The 18,554-nt window shown below is 63.5% G+C and carries 12 protein-coding genes and 2 pseudogenes; 11 read left to right on the top strand and 3 right to left on the bottom strand.

Going from position 1 to position 18,554, the window contains the following annotated elements:
• The first annotated feature begins 60 nt into the window (after positions 1 to 60).
• From BM374_RS08170 to BM374_RS08140, 7 genes and pseudogenes are all read left to right on the top strand, one after another.
• Positions 61 to 2,406, top strand: a complete 2,346-nt coding sequence (locus tag BM374_RS08170; RefSeq protein ID WP_244552549.1) for a TonB-dependent receptor — start codon at positions 61 to 63, stop codon at positions 2,404 to 2,406.
• A gap of 41 nt (positions 2,407 to 2,447) precedes the next feature.
• Positions 2,448 to 2,969, top strand: a complete 522-nt coding sequence (locus BM374_RS08165) for a copper chaperone PCu(A)C (RefSeq protein ID WP_092290822.1) — start codon at positions 2,448 to 2,450, stop codon at positions 2,967 to 2,969.
• 31 nt (positions 2,970 to 3,000) lie between these two features.
• Complete coding sequence (locus BM374_RS08160; protein ID WP_092290820.1) at positions 3,001 to 3,519, top strand: YcnI family copper-binding membrane protein; 519 nt, start codon at positions 3,001 to 3,003, stop codon at positions 3,517 to 3,519.
• Positions 3,519 to 5,076, top strand: a pseudogene (locus BM374_RS08155) (copper resistance CopC/CopD family protein). The gene BM374_RS08160 and the pseudogene BM374_RS08155 overlap by 1 nt, the downstream one beginning before the upstream one ends.
• Positions 5,077 to 5,222: 146 nt before the next feature.
• Complete coding sequence (gene proS, locus BM374_RS08150) at positions 5,223 to 6,542, top strand: proline--tRNA ligase (protein ID WP_092290818.1); 1,320 nt, start codon at positions 5,223 to 5,225, stop codon at positions 6,540 to 6,542.
• Positions 6,543 to 6,615: 73 nt separating this feature from the next.
• On the top strand, positions 6,616 to 7,896 hold the full coding sequence (locus tag BM374_RS08145; RefSeq protein WP_092290816.1) for a lipoprotein-releasing ABC transporter permease subunit: 1,281 nt from the start codon (positions 6,616 to 6,618) through the stop codon (positions 7,894 to 7,896).
• A 7-nt stretch (positions 7,897 to 7,903) separates the two neighbouring features.
• On the top strand, positions 7,904 to 8,608 hold the full coding sequence (locus BM374_RS08140; RefSeq protein ID WP_092290814.1) for an ABC transporter ATP-binding protein: 705 nt from the start codon (positions 7,904 to 7,906) through the stop codon (positions 8,606 to 8,608).
• Positions 8,609 to 8,736: 128 nt separating this feature from the next.
• Here the strand turns inward: BM374_RS08140 and BM374_RS08135 are convergent, their stop codons facing one another.
• On the bottom strand, positions 8,737 to 9,816 hold the full coding sequence (locus BM374_RS08135; protein ID WP_177248171.1) for a zinc-binding dehydrogenase: 1,080 nt from the start codon (positions 9,814 to 9,816) through the stop codon (positions 8,737 to 8,739).
• A 109-nt stretch (positions 9,817 to 9,925) separates the two neighbouring features.
• On the opposite strand from BM374_RS08135, the gene BM374_RS08130 reads away from it, so the two are divergent.
• The gene (locus BM374_RS08130; protein ID WP_092290810.1) at positions 9,926 to 10,699 is read left to right on the top strand and encodes a helix-turn-helix transcriptional regulator; all 774 of its coding nucleotides are present in this window, start codon (positions 9,926 to 9,928) and stop codon (positions 10,697 to 10,699) included.
• 454 nt (positions 10,700 to 11,153) lie between these two features.
• On the opposite strand, the gene BM374_RS08120 is transcribed toward BM374_RS08130, so the two are convergent.
• Positions 11,154 to 12,464, bottom strand: a complete 1,311-nt coding sequence (locus BM374_RS08120) for a hypothetical protein (RefSeq protein WP_244552548.1) — start codon at positions 12,462 to 12,464, stop codon at positions 11,154 to 11,156.
• Between the two features lie 199 nt (positions 12,465 to 12,663).
• Here BM374_RS08120 and BM374_RS39320 point away from each other — a divergent pair, with 199 nt between their 5' ends.
• Positions 12,664 to 13,398 (top strand): transglutaminase-like domain-containing protein, encoded by a 735-nt coding sequence (locus BM374_RS39320; protein ID WP_244552547.1) that lies wholly within the window; start codon positions 12,664 to 12,666, stop codon positions 13,396 to 13,398.
• Between the two features lie 67 nt (positions 13,399 to 13,465).
• Here the strand turns inward: BM374_RS39320 and BM374_RS40100 are convergent.
• Positions 13,466 to 13,558 (bottom strand): annotated as a pseudogene (locus BM374_RS40100) (hypothetical protein); the annotation flags it as partial.
• A gap of 324 nt (positions 13,559 to 13,882) precedes the next feature.
• Here BM374_RS40100 and BM374_RS08105 point away from each other — a divergent pair.
• Both BM374_RS08105 and dnaE read left to right on the top strand, forming a co-directional pair.
• Positions 13,883 to 14,602, top strand: a complete 720-nt coding sequence (locus BM374_RS08105; protein WP_092290802.1) for an outer membrane protein — start codon at positions 13,883 to 13,885, stop codon at positions 14,600 to 14,602.
• 429 nt (positions 14,603 to 15,031) lie between these two features.
• A complete protein-coding gene (dnaE, locus tag BM374_RS08100) occupies positions 15,032 to 18,535 on the top strand; it encodes a DNA polymerase III subunit alpha (protein ID WP_092290800.1) in 3,504 nt (1,167 codons plus the stop codon).
• Positions 18,536 to 18,554 lie beyond the last annotated feature (19 nt).

Here is an 18,554-nt window from a genome sequence, read left to right as displayed (position 1 = left end):
GCGCTCCTTGCCTCTTCGAGTGGCGTTTACGCCCAGAACAGCCCTCGAGAATTGCCCGCGGTGACCGTCGATGCGCCCGCGACCGGGAAGCCGAAGCCGCGCAGAGCGGCGGTGCAAACGGCTGACTCCAGGAGAAATTCAGCAAAGCCGGCTGTCGAGCGGCCGGCTTCGGAAGCTGCCAACGTGCAGGGCACCGGCAGTGCCCGTGCTTCGCTCGATCAGCCGGCGGCGGTGGCGCGCTATCTGCTGCCGCAGCGCTCCTTCAGCGTTACGGCAAAGCAGGTCGATGAGACCGTCAACCTCAAGGACCCCGAGGACGCCGTCAAATACATGCCGAGCCTGTTTGTCCGGAAGCGCAACGACGGGGACAATCAGGCCGTGCTTGCGACGCGAAGCTGGGGCCTGAACTCGAGCGCGCGCTCGTTGATCTATTACGACGACCTGCTGATCTCGGCGTTGATCGGCAACAACAACTCCGGTGCCTCGCCGAAATGGAACTTGATCTCGCCCGAAGCGATCGGGCGGGTCGATTTCCTCAACGGTCCGTTCGCCGCTGCCTATCCCGGCAACTCGATCGGCGGCATTCTGCTGATCACATCCAAGATGCCCGACAAGCCGTTTGCGGTGGCCAAGGAAACTGTCTCGGTGATGCCGTGGAATCAATATGGCACCACGGATACCTATGTAACCAGCCAGACCAGCACTGCCGCGGGCAATCGCGATGGCAAGCTGTCCTGGCTGGTCAGCGCGAACTATCTCGACAGCCATCAGCAGCCGTTGAGCTACACGACCAACGCCTCGTTCCCGGCCGGCACGACGGGCGGCTTTGCCGCGCTCAACAAGACCGGGGGCGTGGCCAATGTCGTGGGCACCGGTGCACTGGCGTATTCACAGCAGACCTCCGGCAATTTGCGACTCGCTTATGATGTTACGCCATGGGTGCAGGCGACTTACTCGCTCGGCATCTGGAACAATCACCAGACCTCCGATCCTCAGACTTATCTCAGATCGACCGCAACGGGCTTGCCGACGTTCGGCGGCATCAGCAGCTTTGCGAGCAGCAGGTACACCTGGGATCAGCTCCACATGAGCAATGCTGTCTCGCTCAAGAGCGATACCAAGGGCGTGTTCGACTTCGACCTTGCGGCCTCGAGTTACAACTATCTCCAGGACAGCTTGGTCAATCCGTTCACGGTGGTGGCGTCGCCGGGCCTCGGCTATTCGCTGAATGGCAAGGTGACCCGGATGGACGGCACTAACTGGCAGAACGCCGACGCCAAGGCCATCTGGCGTCCGTTCGGCATCGATGGCCCGCACGAAATCAGCTTTGGCGTGCACGGCGACCGCTATCGGCTGGAGAACCCGGTCTATGCCTCTACTGTCTGGTTCAATGCGCCCTCCACCGGCAATGGCCAGCTCTATTCGACCGGCGTCGGAGAGACGCGCACCGAGGCTCTCTGGGTGCAGGACGCTTGGAAGATTGCGCCCATCGTCAAGCTGACGCTCGGTGGACGGCTGGAGAGCTGGCAGGCGGTTGAGGGATTCAACCTCAACACCACGACAACAAGCACCGGCGTCATCACATCGGCGGTGCCAACCTGGCAGCCGGGGCTGTCCTCGACCAATTTCTCGCCCAAAGCATCGCTATCGTTCGATCCCAACAAGGACTGGAACGTCACCGCGAATTTCGGCGAAGCCTACCGCTACCCGACGGTGACCGAGCTCTACCAAAATATCAGCGTCGGCGGTGTCACCTATCTTGCCAATCCGCTCTTATCGCCAGAACAGGACTTCACCGGCGAGCTTAATCTTGAGCGGCGCTGGACCGACGGGCGGGTGCGGCTGACCGTTTTCGGTGAGCGGACCAACAATGCATTGATCCCACAATCGACCACGGTGACCGATGCGAGCGGAGCGCAGTCGGTACAGACGGCCGTCAGCAACGTCGGGGCGATACGTATGCAAGGTATCGAATTGTCGGCCGACCAGGACAATGTATTGGTGAGCGGCCTGCAAGTCTTCGGCAGTGTCACTTACGTCGATTCCAGGATCATCTCAGATCCGAACTGGAAAGGTCCGACCAGCGTGGTCGGCAAGCGCGTGCCTTTCGTGCCCGACTGGCGCGCCAAGTTCGGAGTCACTTACCGGCCGAGTGATAGCTGGGCCTATACCGTCGCGGCGCGCTACAGCGGCAAGCAGTATTCGACGCTGGACAACTCGGATGTCATTCCGCACGTCTACGGCGCCTTCGATAACTTTTTCGTTGTAGACTTGAAGATCCACTACAACGCGACGAAGAATTTCGCGTTCGACTTCGGCATCGATAATCTCTTCAACGAGCAGTATTTCCTGTTCCATCCATTCCCGGGACGAACTTTCGTCCTGGCCGGCAAGTACACGTTCTGACAGGTGGAACACTCTCAATGGCAACAAGGAAGGCAATCAGAATGAACACTCTCTCACGTCTCTTTGCGCTGTCGGCCCTTTCGGCCGTTGTGATCGCAGCGCCAGTCCGCGCCGACGACATTAAGGCAGGCGATCTCGTGATCTCGCAAGCCTGGAGCCGCGCGACGCCCAGCGGCGCCAAGGTCGCAGGCGGCTTCCTGACCATTGAGAACAAGGGGGCGGCGCCCGACAAGCTCGTCGGCGTCTCGGCGGAAATCGCAGGGAAGGCCGACGTCCATGAGATGACGACGGAGAACGGCGTGATGAAGATGCGTCCGCTCGACAAGGGCCTCGTCGTCGAGCCTGGCAAGACCGTGAAGCTCGCACCCGGCGGCTATCATCTGATGCTCCAGGATCTGAAAGGTCCTTTGAAGCAGGGCGAGAAGGTGCCGGTGACGCTCGAGTTCGAAAAGGCTGGCAAGGTCGTCGTGTCGCTCGATGTCCAGGGCGTCGGTGCCCAGGCGCCTGGTGGTGGGGGCACGATGATGAAGAAAATGCCCGACCATTCGGGAATGAAGATGTGATGCCTGTGACCTCATCTCCGGGAAATCGAGCATGTTGAAGATACACTGGCTGATCGTGATGGCTGCGCTGGCTACATCGCCTGCGGCGGCGCACGTCTATCTGGAAGGCAAGCAGGCCACGATCGGTGCATCCTACAAGGCCGTGTTCGCCGTGCCGCACGGCTGCTCCGGCTCGCCGACGGTCAAGCTCCGCGTGCAGATCCCCGAAGGGGTCATCGCGGCGAAGCCCATGCCGAAGGCCGGCTGGAACGTCGATGTCGTCGAGGGCAAATATGCCACTGAATACGATTATCACGGCAGCAAGCTCTCCTCGGGCGTAAAGGAAGTGGTCTGGTCCGGCGGTAAGTTGCCGGACCACAATTACGACGAGTTTGTCGTCAGCAGCTTCCTGACCGACACCCTGAAGCCGAACACGACGTTGTATTTTCCGGTGGTGCAGGAATGCGAGAAGGGCATCAGCCGTTGGATCGAGATCCCGGCGGAAGGGGCGGCCCTTTCGCACGAGGACAAGTCGCCGGCGCCTGGCGTCAAACTGCTGCCCAAGCCGTAATGCGTCTTCTTGCTGCGCTTGCGACGCTGCTTTTCCTTGTCGGCACCTCGACGGGCGCATCAGCGCATGCCGCGCTGATCTCGGTCGAGCCGGCGAGCGGCAGCATCCTTGCAAGCGCACCGAAGGCGCTGGAGCTGCGCTTCAACGAGGCGGTGACCCCGGGTGCGATCCAGTTGATCGACGGCGCGGGCAGGGCGCGCGACGACGTGCGCGTCACGATGTCGGGCGAGAGCATTTCAGTTGCCGTGCCGCCGGACTTGCCACAGGGCACTGCGGTCGTGAGCTACCGGGTGATCTCCCAGGACGGGCATCCCGTCGCAGGATCGGTGATCTTTTCGGTTGGCGCGCCGACGGCCACGCAGCCTCCTGGCAACGTGGACGGAAGATTGAGCGCGCTGATCTGGCTATCGCGGGTCGGCCTCTATCTTGGCCTTTTTGTCGGCGTTGGCGGCGTGTTCTTTGGCCGCTGGATTGCGTGGTCGATGTCGGGCATGGGCGTGGCGCGCACGGCGCTCCTTGTGGGTCTGCCGAGCGCCGTTGTCTCTCTCGGCGTGTTGGGTCTCGATCTCCTCGGTCTGCCGGTTGCATCGTTCATGACGACGGCCCCGTGGACGATCGCATTCGCAACCAGCGCCGGTCCGGCTTTGCTCGTCGCCTTCGCAGCGATGCTGCTCGCACTGATGGCGCTGGGCCGCGCGTGGTATGCGCGCGCGCTTGCGGCCATCGCGTTTGCCGGTGTCGGCCTGTCGCTCGCGATGACCGGGCACGCCGCGACGGCCTCGCCTGAGGCGTTGACGAGGCCGGCGGTCTTCGTCCACGGGCTCGCCGTCGCTTTCTGGATCGGCGCGCTGGCGCCCCTTGCGGCGATCCTGTCGAAGCAGAATCCGGCGGTGCTGCCGCTCCTGAATAGGTTCTCGCGCATCGCTGTGCCGGTGGTCGCCGCGCTCGCGCTGACCGGCCTCCTGCTTGCGGTCATCCAGCTCGAAAAGCCGCAAGCCTTGGTCGAGACGAGCTACGGCCTCATTCTCTCGCTCAAGCTCGCGCTCGTCTTTGCTGGCGCTTGCCGCGCTCAATCGTTATCGACTGACTCCGGCGCTAGCAAAGGATCAAGCGGCCGCGCCCGGGCTCAAGCGCTCGATCCTGCTCGAATGTGGGACCGCGCTCGGCATCCTTGCGGTCGTCGCCGGCTGGCGCTTCACGCCGCCGCCGCGGACCATTATTCCCGAGACGCCGCTGGCGATCCATATCCACACCGACAAGGCGATGTTCCAGGTGTTAGTGTCCCCGGGCAAGGCCGGCGTGGATGATTTCGTGCTCCAGCTCATGACCGGGGAGGCGACGCCGCTACAGGCCAAGGAAGCGACCTTGACGCTGAGCCTGCCGGAGCGCGGCATCGAGCCGATGGAGCGGGACGCCGAACTTGGGCCCGACGGCTATTGGCACGTCCACAAGGTCGAGCTGCCCTTCGCCGGTCGCTGGCACGTGCGGATCGACGCGCTGGTGAGCGAGTTCGAGAAGATTACTCTCGAGGACGACCTCGAGGTCGCGCCGCCATAAGTCGATACGGTTCAAGTTGGACATGAAGTCGACGGAAAAATGACAGGAATTCCGCCGCGTTAGCGGCTTTTCCTCATTCCCGGTCTTGTGTTTTCGCTCCCAATCCGGTTTCACTGCAACTCCTCACTGATTCCCAGAGTCATGCCATGCGGTTGTCGCGGTTCTTTCTGCCCATTTTGAAGGAAAATCCGAAAGAGGCGGAGATCGTCTCGCATCGGCTGATGCTGCGCGCCGGCATGATCCGGCAGGAAGCGGCCGGGATCTATGCCTGGCTGCCGCTCGGTTTCCGGGTCCTCAAGAAGATCGAGCAGATCGTGCGTGAGGAACAGGACCGGTCCGGTGCGATCGAGGTGCTGATGCCGACGCTCCAGCTCGCCGACCTCTGGCGCGAGAGCGGCCGTTACGACGCCTATGGCCCCGAGATGCTGCGCATCGCCGACCGCCACAAGCGCGAGCTTTTGTACGGGCCGACCAACGAGGAAATGATCACCGAGATCTTTCGCGCCTACGTGAAGTCGTACAAGAACCTGCCGCTGAATCTCTATCATATACAATGGAAATTCCGTGATGAGCAGCGCCCGCGCTTCGGCGTGATGCGCGGCCGTGAATTCCTGATGAAGGACGCCTATTCGTTCGATCTCAACGAGGCCGCTGCACGCGTCGCCTACAACAAGATGTTCGTCGCCTATTTGCGCACCTTCGCGCGGATGGGGCTGAAGGCGATCCCGATGCGCGCCGAGACCGGCCCGATCGGCGGCGATCTCAGCCACGAGTTCATCGTGCTCGCCGAAACCGGCGAATCCGGCGTGTTCATCAATCGCGACGTGCTCGACCTGCCGGTCCCGGGAGAGGATGTCGATTACGACAGCGACCTGACGCCGATCATCAAGCAATGGACCTCAGTTTATGCCGCGACGGAGGACGTTCACGATGCCGCGCGCTTCGAGCAGGAAGTCCCAGCGGAGAAGCGGGTGAACACCCGCGGCATCGAGGTCGGCCAGATCTTCTATTTCGGCACGAAGTATTCCGAGCCGATGAGGGCGATGGTGGCCGGCCCCGATGGCGTCGACGTGCCAATCCATGGCGGCTCCTACGGCGTAGGCGTTTCGCGCCTGTTAGGTGCCATCATCGAGGCCTGTCATGACGATGCCGGCATCAAATGGCCGGAAGCGGTGGCGCCATTCCGCGTCGCAATTCTCAACCTCAAGCAAGGCGATGCTGCGGTCGATGCTGCCTGCGAGAAGCTCTATGCCGAGCTCACCGCCAAAGGCGTCGACGTGCTTTACGATGACACCGACCAGCGCGCCGGCGCAAAATTCGCGGCCGCCGACCTGATCGGCATTCCCTGGCAAATCATGATCGGGCCGAAGGGGCTGGCCGACGGCAAGGTCGAGATCAAGAAGCGGAGTGACGGCTCCCGCGAGACCATGTCGCCAGCGGACGCGGTCGCGCGTCTGGTCGGCTGAATATTGTTCATCGCCCGATACCGCGGCCGCCAATCCGGCCACAATTGACCCCGAATCATGGGATTATCGAGCGATGGATGAAACCATGACCGAAACCGTTCAAACCGCGCCTTTCGCGCCCTTCGAGTGGATGCTGTCGGCGCGCTATCTGCGGGCGCGCCGCAAGGAGGGATTCATCTCGGTCATCGCCGGGTTCTCCTTTCTCGGCATCATGCTCGGCGTCGCCACGCTGATCATCGTGATGGCCGTGATGAACGGCTTCCGCAAGGAATTGCTCGACAAGATCCTGGGGTTGAACGGCCATATCCTTGTCCAGCCGCTGGAATCGCCGCTGACCGACTGGAAGGACGTCGCCGAGCGCATCAGTCAGGTCGATGGCATCCGGCTCGCCGCACCGGTCGTCGATGGCCAGGCGCTGGCGTCCTCGCCCTGGAACGCCTCCGGCGTGCTGGTGCGCGGCATCCGCTCCGACGATCTCAACAACCTCACCTCGATCGCCAAGAACATCAAGCAGGGTTCGCTCGAGGGCTTCGACGACGGGCAGGGCGTCGCGATCGGCCGGCGGCTCGCCGACCAGCTGTCGCTGCATGCCGGCGACAGCGTGACGCTGGTGGCGCCCAAGGGTGCGGTGACGCCGATGGGCACGACGCCGCGCATCAAGCCGTACAAGATCGTCGCCGTGTTCGAGATCGGCATGTCCGAATACGATCTCGGCTTCGTCTTCATGCCGTTGGCCGAAGCGCAGGCCTATTTCAACCGCAGCAGCGACGTCACCTCGATCGAGGTATTCACCACCAACCCCGACAAGATCGACTCCTTCCGCAAGTCGGTGACGGAGGCGGCGGGCCGGCCGGTGTTCCTGGTCGACTGGCGGCAGCGCAACTCGACCTTCTTCAACGCGCTCCAGGTCGAGCGCAACGTGATGTTCCTGATCCTGACCATGATCGTGCTGGTCGCGGCGCTCAACATCGTCTCCGGCCTGATCATGCTGGTAAAGGACAAGGGCAGCGACATCGCGATCCTCAGGACGATGGGGGCCTCGCAAGGCTCGATCATGCGGATCTTCCTGATCACGGGCGCCTCGATCGGCGTGGTCGGGACGCTGGTCGGCTTCTTCGTCGGCCTCGTGATCTGCCTCAACATCGAATCCATCCGGCAATTTCTGTCCTGGCTGACTTCTACGGAATTGTTCTCGCCGGAGCTCTATTTCCTGTCGAAGCTGCCCGCCGAGATCGACGTCGGCGAGACCACGGCCGTCGTCATCATGGCGCTGACGCTGTCGTTCCTGGCGACGCTCTATCCGTCGTGGCGCGCCGCGCGCCTCGATCCCGTCGAAGCGCTGCGGTACGAGTGAGGGGCTGATGGAGCAGCAGCAGGGGGCGGAAGATGTACCGGTCATCTATCTCCACGAGATAAAACGGCAGTATCTGCAGGGCGAGGCGGCGCTGACGATCCTCGACAACGCCAAACTGGCGCTGTGGGCAGGACAGTCGGTCGCGCTGGTCGCGCCGTCAGGCTCGGGCAAGTCGACGCTGCTGCACATCGCGGGCCTGCTCGAGGCGCCCGATTCCGGCGAGGTCTACGTCAACGGCTCGCCGACCTCGCAGCTGCCCGACATCGAGCGCACCCAGCTCCGCCGCAGCGATATCGGCTTCGTCTACCAATCGCACCGGCTCTTGCCGGAGTTCTCGGCGCTGGAGAACGTGATGCTGCCGCAGATGATCCGCGGCCTGAAGAAGTCCGAGAGCGTCAAGCGCGCCAAGGAGATCCTCGGCTATCTCGGGCTCGGTGACCGCATCACCCATCGTCCCGCCGAGCTGTCGGGCGGCGAGCAGCAGCGCGTCGCGATCGCGCGTGCGGTCGCCAATGCGCCGCGCGTGCTGCTCGCCGACGAGCCGACCGGCAATCTCGATCCGCACACCGCCGACCACGTGTTCCAGGCCCTGATGCAGCTCGTCAAGGCGACCAAGGTGTCCATGCTGATCGCAACCCACAACATGGAGCTCGCCGGGCGCATGGACCGGCGCGTGTCGCTGTCCAACGGCCAGGTCATCGAGCTCGAATAGAAAGCGCGAAAACAACCCCATGCACAGTAGACGGCCATGGCCGGCTACATCAGGGGTGACGTCTCCCAGCTATCTGACATAACAGGCAAACCCGCTGCGCCGGCGCATCGCCGCAGCGGGCAGGCCAACTACGGCCGGATCACCGTCATGTTGAATGCGCCCGCATTGGCGGCCGCGTGGGCCACGGCTTCGTTGGCGTGATCGAGATCGAATGCCGTCGTCTCGAAGTGATCGAGGCGCAAGAGGCCGGCGCGGACCAGCGCGATCAGGCGAACCGCGGCATCCGGCGGATACATCCAGACGCCGTGAATCGTGATGCACTCGCGCATGATCCAGTTGTAGGGCAACTCCAGGCCGGGGCCGCCCTGCATGTTGACGCCGCCCATCAGCACGACACGGCCATTGGGCCGCACCGTCGTGATCGCGGCGCGGACCACCGTCGTCGAGACGGAGGGCGGCATGATGTCGAACGCGCAGTCGATCGGGCCGGGCGCCGCGCGCTTCATCAGCTCGCGATCGTCGTTCTCGTTGCCGGTCAGCTTCACCGGCCTGACACGCGCGCCATGGCGACGCACGAGCTCGGCGAGCATCTTCTCGTTACGGCCCGGCGCAACGACGCAGGCCGCGCCCATCGCCAGTGCCACCGCCACGGCTGCGCTGCCGAAATTGCCGGTCGCGCCGCTCACCAATACGGTCTCGCCGGGCTGGAGCTTGGCGGCAAGAAAGCCGCCATAGGGCACCAGCAAGGTTCCGAGCGCGCACCATTGCGCGGCCTTTGCCTCGCTGATTTCGCCGAGCCGCGTCACGTTCTCGGTCGGCACCCTCATCTGCTGGGCAAAGGAACCGTCATGAAAATACTTCTGCAGCCTCATGCCGCCTTCGCCGCGCGCGCTCACGCCCTGCAGGTGAATGTCGGGAGCGATCGCGTCGTCGCGCGAGCGAACCGTCGGATCGCAGATGACCCAGTCGCCGACGGACAATTTGGTTGCGTCCGGGCCAATCGCGCGCACGCGTCCGACCCCGCCGGCTCCTGGAACGGCGGGTAGATCCAGCGCGTAATTGCGTTCGCCGCTGAACACTTCCTTGGAATAGGACAGCACGCGGGTGGCGAAGACGTCGACGATCACCTCGCCGGTACCAAGCACGGGGTCGGGGACATCCTCGATGACCAGCGGGGATCCGAAAGATTTGAGCACAGCAGCCTTCATGATGTTCACCTCAAGGTCGGGTGATACCCATCTAAGGGGCTATTGAAGGGACAAGAAGGCCTGGTATTATCCTAGTATTGTCCGATCCCTGCTTTACGCGAGCCCCTCCATGGCCGATCCACGCCGCGTCGAATTCGGCGACTTCCTCCGCTCCCGCCGCGAAAAGCTGTCGCCGAAGACCGTCGGGCTTCCCGCGGGCCAGCGGCGGCGCACTGCGGGGCTGCGCCGCGAGGAGGTGGCTCAGCTCGCCGGCATCGGGGTCGACTGGTACATCCGCCTCGAGCAGGGCCGCACCGTCAGCCCGTCGGTCACGACGGTCGATGCGCTGGCGCGGGCGCTGCGGCTGAGTAAGACCGAGCATGCGCATCTCAAGGACCTCGCGCGCGACAGCGACCGCCGTCCCTTCACCCGCGAAGTGGTGCCGCCGGCCATTCGGCGCCTGGTCGAAAGCCTGCCGCATCCGGCCTACATCACCGGCCGGCGCTGGGACGTGCTGGCCTGGAACGAGGCCGCGGAGGAGATCTTCGCGTTCGGGCGGCTTCCGGAAGAGGATCGCAACACGCTGCTCTTGATGATGACCAACAAGAAGACGCGGAAATCCTACGGTGCCGGTTGGGCCGACGTCGCCAAGCGCATGGTCGCGATGTTTCGCGCCACCCACGACGTCTGGGCCGGCGATCCCGCCTTTGCGGAACTGCTGACGCGCTTGCGCGAAGGCAGTCCCGAATTCGTCAAATGGTGGGGCGCGCACGAGGTCCACGGCACCTTGTCGGGCCGCAAGACCATGACCCATCCGACCAAGGGCGTGCTGCATTTCGAGCACACGAGTTTTCAGGCCAACGACGATCCCGCACTGAAGCTCGTGATCTACACGCCGGTATGAGGACGTAACACATCGAAGCTGGCGCGTTTGCTTTCGCAAGCGAGCGGCCGCTTCCGCTCGGGCAATTTCTGGAGTATGTAGCCGACATTTCACGTCATCAGATATTTTTCGGATTCAAAATCATGTTTGTCACCGTTGTAGCTGTACTTTGTCGTCTTGCCACTCATGATTGTACCGAGACGATCGTTACAAATTCAAACCTGGCGCCTGGGCTCACTGTTCAGGGTTGCGCGATCGGCGGCCAAGCAGGTCTGGCGCAATGGAAGAGCTCCCATCCCATCTACCGGTCAGATGACTGGTACATCGAGCGCTACAAGTGCGTCGCCGGGCTTTACACAGCGCGAGCCAAAATCTGATCTCGCCGAGCGCCTGCGCGGCCGCATCGTTCAGCGGGCCATCCTGGCAACAGACGGGTGCCGAGCCGCGATCTGCTCGCGCTCGAGATGCGGCCTGCTTATTGCGGCGGCGCTGCTGATGGCGTTGCCGTGGCCTTCGGCAGAGAGTCGGCCGGCAAAGGATTCTTTGCAGCGGACGTCGCCGGCAGGCATGACGCCTCGAGCTGCGTCCACGCCGACGGCAGGGCCGTGGCGTCGATGTCGAACCCTCTTGTGTCTACCGTTTCGTCGGGCTTCCGCGTGATCTCCCGGACATGCAGGGAGCGAGACGCCATGATCGCTCGGAACGTGCCGAAACCGAGGGACCCGCTCCACATTTCATATTTACCTGTTCGCGTCGGAATTCCGCCGGCTTCCTCGTTGGGAGCAGCGTCCGCCGCCATCATGATGGTGCGTTTGCCGACCCCAGCATCGCCGATCTCGGCCGCGAACATTAGCGGCACGCGGTTCTTGTTGTCGCAGTACAGGCGCCATTCCATCATTCGGAACGAGGGGCCGTTTTCGTTCTTCAGCGTTGCGAACTTGCTGACGTACGGCGGAGTTGCTTTCTCCAGCCGCCACATCGTCTCGGCCAGGGGACGTGTGTCGATGCCGAACCGGTACAGCTCGGTGCGCGTCAGCATGTGCAGGTTTTCGAATTTCACGGTCCGGATCAGATCGTCAAGCTCGCGGCTGATCCCCATCGCTGCGATGTATGCAGAGCGTTCGCGGTCGGCGGTTGCCGTGCGGCGCTGCCGGAGCTCGGCGATCAATCCCGGAGGCGGGTTGCCGTGAATGGCAAGCACGAGCCTGGAATTGTGGACCGCGAGTGCGGCGTCGGGGGCCACCTCGCGCGCGGTCGCGCCGAGGAACAGGTAAGCGCAGGCCGAATTGCACATCGCATGATAGGTGGTGAGCTCGGCCTCGATCTCGCCGCCCCCATTCTTCGTCTTCAGGCACGCAGCATCGACTTGCGCGTCTGCGGCACATGCCGTCGCGATCGTCCGGCCGACCCGCGCGACCGCCTTGCGGCCGCGCAGCAGCCGGCCGATGACGTAGGACTGCTCCACGTTGCCACCGGGCGAATGGAGGTAGATCGGACGCTGCATGTCCTTGATGCCGACGAGGAAGCGGCGAACGCGGGATGCCGCGTTTCCATCGATCTCGCCCTCGATGGCGATCCAGCGGTCGCAGCCCGGCCCGCACGCGTCGGGTGCTCCCTTCGCCAGGTAAATCGTGAGCCTGGAGGAAAATCCGGCTTTCTCAGCCGCCGTCTGCTCTGCGTGCAACGTGGCAGGGAGCGTCAGCGAGACCACGAGGAGCGCGATGCGGGCGAGCATGAAATGAGCAGACCGGACGCTGATGCAGGACACGCGCTGACGGTACAGCATGATCGGAATAGCCACAACTTTCAGTGGCACGTTGAGATGCCGCGGCTTACTGTACGGATGATGTGGGCGGTCATACCCATTGAATGGTTCTCCGGCTTTTGCCGACAGGCTCCAGATGAGTGAACTCGCGACTTTCGACTATTATGCCGGCCATAGCGCGCTGAGCGATCCCGGCGCTCATGCCGGTTCGATCGACGGCTTGCCGCTGGATATTCCAGCATTGTGTCGCATTTTGCATGGCCTGCTGATCCACGAAGCTTGGATCGAGAAGCAGGGGTTCGACCCAGCTGCGTTTTCCGGTCAAAGCCGCGCCACATTGCCTGTGTCCAAACGTCTCGATCAGCTTCTGGCGATTGACCCAAGACCGCTGACCATCGCACGGCCGGGCGAGCTGCGCGCCTTGGCAACGTGCCGGGATTTTGCGTTGATGTTATGCGCCGTTCTGCGCCAACACGGCGTGCCGGCCCGCGTCCGCTGCGGTTTCGCCACGTATTTCTCAGGGCACCCTTATCACGATCACTGGGTGTGCGAATATTGGGCGCAGGGCGAACAGCGCTGGGTTCTGGTCGATGCCGAACTCGATGAGCCGCATCGCAACCATCTCAAATTCGATTTCGAACCAACCGACGTGCCGCGCACGGCGTTCATCACAGGTATCGAGGCGTGGCAACGATGCCGATCCGGCGCGATGGATCCCGAGCAGCTCGGTCATGGAACGACGACCGGCCTGTTCTTTGCGCGCGTAAACCTGGCGCGTGATCTGCTCGCGCTTGCCAAGCGCGAGACCTCGCGGTGGGACACGTGGCGCGCGGCGCGCGAACCGCATCTTGCGCTGGACGCTTCAGCTCTGTCGCTCTGCGATGGTCTGGCGCAGCGGGGCGAGGAGGGGGCCGTCGGGATCGCGCCGTCGTTGAGCGTTCCGCCCTGGCAATGAGAGCAGGGCGCGCGCTATCAGCTGCGCCTTCTCGCTGGCATTGCACATAGCTGTCGAACCTGCAGTTGCTGAGCGCCGCCCATTCATCGCCTGTGAGACAGAACTGCGATGAGTCCTGAAGGCGCGTGCCGGTGTCCTTTCGCGCAACATGAACGCGAATGTGGCGAAGGCGAGCGAAAATGTGGCGGCAATGGGGAGGGCAATTGGTTTACGAATTTGTCTTCTTCTCTGTTCACACGTCAATTCACGCGAATGTGCGTGCGTCGTTGTTACGCGCCTCTCCAGTATAGATCTCGCGATTGACATTGGAACTCAGGAACACTCTTGTTTCAAAGGGTTTCCCGCGCGCGCTGCTCAACATCCATTAACACAACACGGTCCTTTGGCTTCGACTGTTGCGTCGGAGTTACAGCAATTCCGTCGATCGCTGTTATGACGACGTCACGGCCCGGGGGCCTAACGACGAAACTGGAACGGGAATCAGATGAATAAGAATTTGTTGCTTGCTGCTGTGAGCCTTGTCGCGATCAGCGCGACTGCGCCGGCGCTGGCTGCTGACCTCGCTGCGCGGCCTTACACCAAGGCGCCTGCCATGGTCGCTACGATCTACGACTGGAGCGGCTTCTACATCGGCATCAACGGCGGTGGCGCTTCGGCTCACACGACGTGGGATCGGCTCGCTCCGACGGTCGGCGGCGAAGGCTCGCACAACGCGACGGGCGGCACGGTCGGTGGCCAGGTCGGCTATCGCTGGCAGTCGGCGCAGTGGGTGTTCGGCGTCGAAGGTCAGGGCAACTGGGCCGACTTCTCCGGCGACAACGTCAGCGGTATCACTGGCTTCACCGATCGCTCCAAGATCGATTCGTTCGGTCTGATCACCGGTCAGGTCGGCTACGCCTGGAACAACGTCCTGCTCTACGCGAAGGGCGGTGCGGCTGTGGTTGGCACCAAGAACGAGCTGCGTGCTGCCGGCGTGACCTTTGCGTCGGTCAGCGACACCCGTTGGGGCGGCACCGTCGGTGCGGGCCTCGAGGTCGGCTTTGCTCCGAACTGGTCGGTTGGCGTCGAGTACAACCACATCTTCCTGTCGGACAAGGACGTCACCTTCGCGGGCTTCCAGACCGACCGCATCCGTCAGGACGTCGACATGGGCCTCGTCCGCCTGAACTACAAGTTCGGCGGCCCGATGGTCGCGCGTTACTGAGACTGGTCGTTCTAGAGCGATTGTCGAAAGCCCCGGCCTTGTGCCGGGGCTTTTTTATTGCGCGAATTCAGTGAGTTAACCATTCCATTTCGAGGTGGCTTGGACGGCTTGACTCTCTGGAACGAAATGAGAACAATGTTCTCGATACGTTCTAGTGATGGAGCAAGCCATGTTCAGGATTTTCGTGGAAGAAGCCGCTGCACTGACGTCGATCGCGCTGTTTGTCGGGATGATTGCGATCTGGGCCCAGGTCATCCCGCAACTCTAACCCAGCCAAGGCCCCCTTGGGGAAAAGCGGGATGAGGCGGCGGATCGGCAGCGCCAGCGTGGACTCTGGCGAGGCGAGCCCCCACCATTGGGAGGCGAGTCGGCCGGGCGAGCGCAGCCGGTGACCGCACCATCCCATCTGCAAGAGGCCGTCACGCGATCATGCCGAGCGCCGGATTTGTTCACCTTCACGTTCACTCGGCCTATTCGCTGCTGAAGGGCTCCATCAAGATCGCCAAGCTCGCCGAGCTTGCGAAGAAGGACCACCAGCCGGCGCTGGCGCTGACCGACACCGACAATCTGTTCGGCGCACTCGAATTCTCCGACAAGATGGCTGGGTCCGGCATCCAGCCCATCGTCGGCCTGGAACTCGCGATCGATTTCGGCGACCAGGATCCCAACGCGCGCAACGCGCTTGCGCCCTCGCGCGTGGTGCTGCTGGCCGCCCAGGAGCGTGGCTATCGCAGCCTGATGCGACTGAATTCGCGCGCGTTCCTCGAATCGCCCGACAGCCATGCACCGTTCATCAAGTTCGACTGGTTCGACGGCGAGACCGAAGGCCTGATCGCACTGACCGGCGGTCCCGACGGGCCGATCTCGCTCGCGCTTGCGAGCGGACAGGCCGAGGTTGCGGCTGCGCGCTGCGAGCGGCTCGCCGGTTTGTTCGGCGACCGCCTCTATGTCGAGATACAGCGCCACAACACCGACAAGGAACGTCGCATCGAGAGCGGGCTGATCGACATCGCCTATACGAAAGGCCTGCCGCTGGTGGCGACCAACGAGCCGTATTTCGCCGCGACCGACGATTACGAGGCGCATGATGCGCTACTCTGCATCGCCGGCGGCCGGCTGATTGCGGAGACCGAGCGCGAGCAGCTCACACCCGATCACCGCTTCAAGACTCGCGCCGAGATGGCGGTGCTGTTCGCCGACATTCCGGAGGCGCTGGCCTCGACGGTCGAGATCGCCGAGCGCTGCTCGTTCCGCCCGATGACGCGCAAGCCGATCCTGCCGTTCTTCACGGTTGGTGCTGCCGGCAGCTCCGATGCCGCCGCGGTCGAGGCGGCCGAACTGAAACGGCAGGCGGAGGAGGGGCTCGCCAATCGCCTGCGCGTGCACGGGCTATCGCAGGGCACGAGCGAAGAGGACTACAACAAGCGCCTCGCGTTCGAGCTCGACGTCATCATGCGGATGAAGTACGCGGGCTACTTCCTGATCGTGTCCGACTTCATCAAATGGGCGAAGAGCCAGGGCATTCCGGTCGGGCCGGGCCGCGGCTCGGGCGCCGGCTCGCTGGTGGCCTGGGCGCTGACCATCACCGACCTCGACCCGATCAAGTTCGGCCTGCTGTTCGAGCGCTTCCTCAATCCCGAGCGCGTCTCGATGCCGGACTTCGACATCGACTTCTGCCAGGACCGCCGCGGCGAGGTGATCAGGTACGTCCAGGAGCGCTACGGCCGCGACCAGGTCGCCCAGATCATCACCTTCGGAACGCTGCAGGCGCGCGGCGTGCTGCGCGACGTCGGGCGCGTGCTGCAAATGCCCTATGGCCAGGTCGACAAGCTCACCAAGCTCGTGCCGCAGAATCCGGCGGCGCCGGTCACGCTCGCCGCGGCGATCGAGAGCGAGCCGAAGCTCCAGGCGTTCCGCGACGAAGACCCGATTGTGGCGCGCGCCTTCGATATCGCCCAGCGTCTCGAGGGCCTGACCCGACACGCCTCGACGCATGCGGCCGGCATCGTGATCGGCGATCGTCCCCTGAGCGAGCTCGTGCCGCTCTATCGCGATCCCAAATCCGACATGCCGGTGACCCAGTTCAACATGAAATGGGTCGAGCCGGCGGGCCTAGTCAAATTCGACTTCCTCGGCCTGAAGACGCTGACCGTGCTCGATGTGGCGGTGAAGCTCTTGAAGCCGCGCGGCATCCATGTCGATCTCGCCACGCTGCCGATCGACGACGCCGAGAGCTATCAGATGCTGGCGCGCGGCGATGTGGTGGGCGTGTTCCAGGTTGAAAGCCAGGGCATGCGGCGCGCGCTGATCGACATGCGCCCCGACCGGTTCGAGGACATCATCGCGCTGGTGGCGCTGTATCGCCCGGGCCCGATGGCGAACATCCCGACCTATTGCGCGCGCAAGCATGGCGACGAGGAGCCGGAATATCTGCATCCCGTGCTCGAGCCGATCCTGAAGGAGACCTTCGGCGTCATCATCTACCAGGAACAGGTGATGCAGATCGCGCAGGTGATGTCGGGCTATTCGCTCGGCGACGCCGACCTGCTCCGCCGCGCCATGGGCAAGAAGATCCGCGCCGAAATGGACAAGCAGCGCGACATCTTCGTCGCGGGCGCGGTCAAGAACGGCGTGCCGAAGGGGCAGGCCGAGACCATTTTCGAATTGCTCGCCAAGTTCGCCGACTACGGTTTCAACAAGAGTCATGCGGCGGCCTACGCGCTGGTGTCCTACCACACCGCCTACATGAAGGCGCACTACCCGGTGGAGTTCATCGCGGCGTCGATGACGCTCGATCTCAACAATACCGACAAGCTCTCCGAATTCCGCTCCGAGGCCCAGCGCCTCGGCATCAAGGTCGAGCCGCCGAACATCAACCGCTCCGGCGCCACGTTCGAGGTCGGCGAGAAGACGATCTATTACGCGCTCGCCGCGCTGAAGGGTGTCGGCATCCAGGCGATTGAGCAGATCATCGAGGAGCGGAGCAAAAACGGGCTGTTCACCTCGCTCGCCGATTTTGCCGCGCGCGTCTCGCCGCGCGCGATCAACAAGCGCATCATCGAAAGTCTCGCCGCCGCCGGCGCGTTCGACACGCTGGAGCCGAACCGCGCTCGCGTCTTTGCCGGTGCGGATTCCATCCTCGCCGCCTGCCAGCGCGCGCACGAGGCCGCAACGATCGGCCAGAACGACATGTTCGGCATGTCGGCGGACGCGCCGACCATCATGCTGCCGCAGATCGAGCCCTGGCTGCCGGCCGAAAAACTCCGCCGCGAATACGACGCGGTCGGCTTCTTCCTGTCGGGCCATCCGCTCGACGATTACGCCACCGTGCTGAAGCGCCTGCGGGTCCAGAGCTGGGCGGAATTTTCGCGCGCGGTGAAGACCGGCGCCACCGCCGGCAAAGTCGCCGCGACCGTGGTATCGCGCATGGAGCGGCGCACCAAGACCGGCAACAAGATGGGCATCATGGGACTTTCTGATCCCACGGGTCATTTCGAGGCGGTGCTGTTCTCCGAAGGCCTCGCGCAATATCGCGACGTGCTCGAGCCGGGCGCCGCGGTGCTGCTCCAGCTCGGGGCGGAATTGCAAGGCGAGGACGTCCGCGCCCGCGTGCTGCATGCCGAGCCGCTCGACGACGCTGCGGCCAAGACGCAGAAGGGCCTGCGCATCTTCGTGCGCGACACCAAGCCGCTGGACTCGATCGCCAAGCGTCTCGCCGGACCCGAGGCAGCCCCCTCGAACGGGGGAGCGCCAAAGATCGGCAGTCCCGGCATCGCGCCGCGCTCCAATGGCGACGGCGAGGTCTTGCTGGTGATGATGCTCGACCTCGAGACCGAGGTCGAGATGAAGCTGCCCGGCCGCTTCAAGGTCTCGCCGCAGATCGCCGGCGCCATCAAGGCGGTCGCCGGGGTGGTGGACGTGCAGCAAATTTAGCTGCACTCGCTGCGCCCGG

This window comes from Bradyrhizobium sp. Ghvi, from assembly GCF_900115265.1.
Taxonomy (GTDB): domain Bacteria; phylum Pseudomonadota; class Alphaproteobacteria; order Rhizobiales; family Xanthobacteraceae; genus Bradyrhizobium.
Note: the sequence above shows the minus strand (reverse complement) of the source record. Positions and strands in the feature narration are given on the sequence as shown.

Bases quoted from the DNA above. Each gene is read 5' to 3' on its own strand.
- BM374_RS08120 (WP_244552548.1), bottom strand. From the start codon at position 12,464: ATGCTGTACCGTCAGCGCGTGTCCTGCATCAGCGTCCGGTCTGCTCAT.
- BM374_RS08160 (WP_092290820.1), top strand. From the start codon at position 3,001: ATGTTGAAGATACACTGGCTGATCGTGATGGCTGCGCTGGCTACATCG.
- BM374_RS08135 (WP_177248171.1), bottom strand. From the start codon at position 9,816: ATGAAGGCTGCTGTGCTCAAATCTTTCGGATCCCCGCTGGTCATCGAG.
- BM374_RS08145 (WP_092290816.1), top strand. From the start codon at position 6,616: ATGGATGAAACCATGACCGAAACCGTTCAAACCGCGCCTTTCGCGCCC.
- proS (WP_092290818.1), top strand. From the start codon at position 5,223: ATGCGGTTGTCGCGGTTCTTTCTGCCCATTTTGAAGGAAAATCCGAAA.
- dnaE (WP_092290800.1), top strand. From the start codon at position 15,032: ATGCCGAGCGCCGGATTTGTTCACCTTCACGTTCACTCGGCCTATTCG.
- BM374_RS08165 (WP_092290822.1), top strand. From the start codon at position 2,448: ATGAACACTCTCTCACGTCTCTTTGCGCTGTCGGCCCTTTCGGCCGTT.
- BM374_RS08105 (WP_092290802.1), top strand. From the start codon at position 13,883: ATGAATAAGAATTTGTTGCTTGCTGCTGTGAGCCTTGTCGCGATCAGC.
- BM374_RS08140 (WP_092290814.1), top strand. From the start codon at position 7,904: ATGGAGCAGCAGCAGGGGGCGGAAGATGTACCGGTCATCTATCTCCAC.
- BM374_RS08130 (WP_092290810.1), top strand. From the start codon at position 9,926: ATGGCCGATCCACGCCGCGTCGAATTCGGCGACTTCCTCCGCTCCCGC.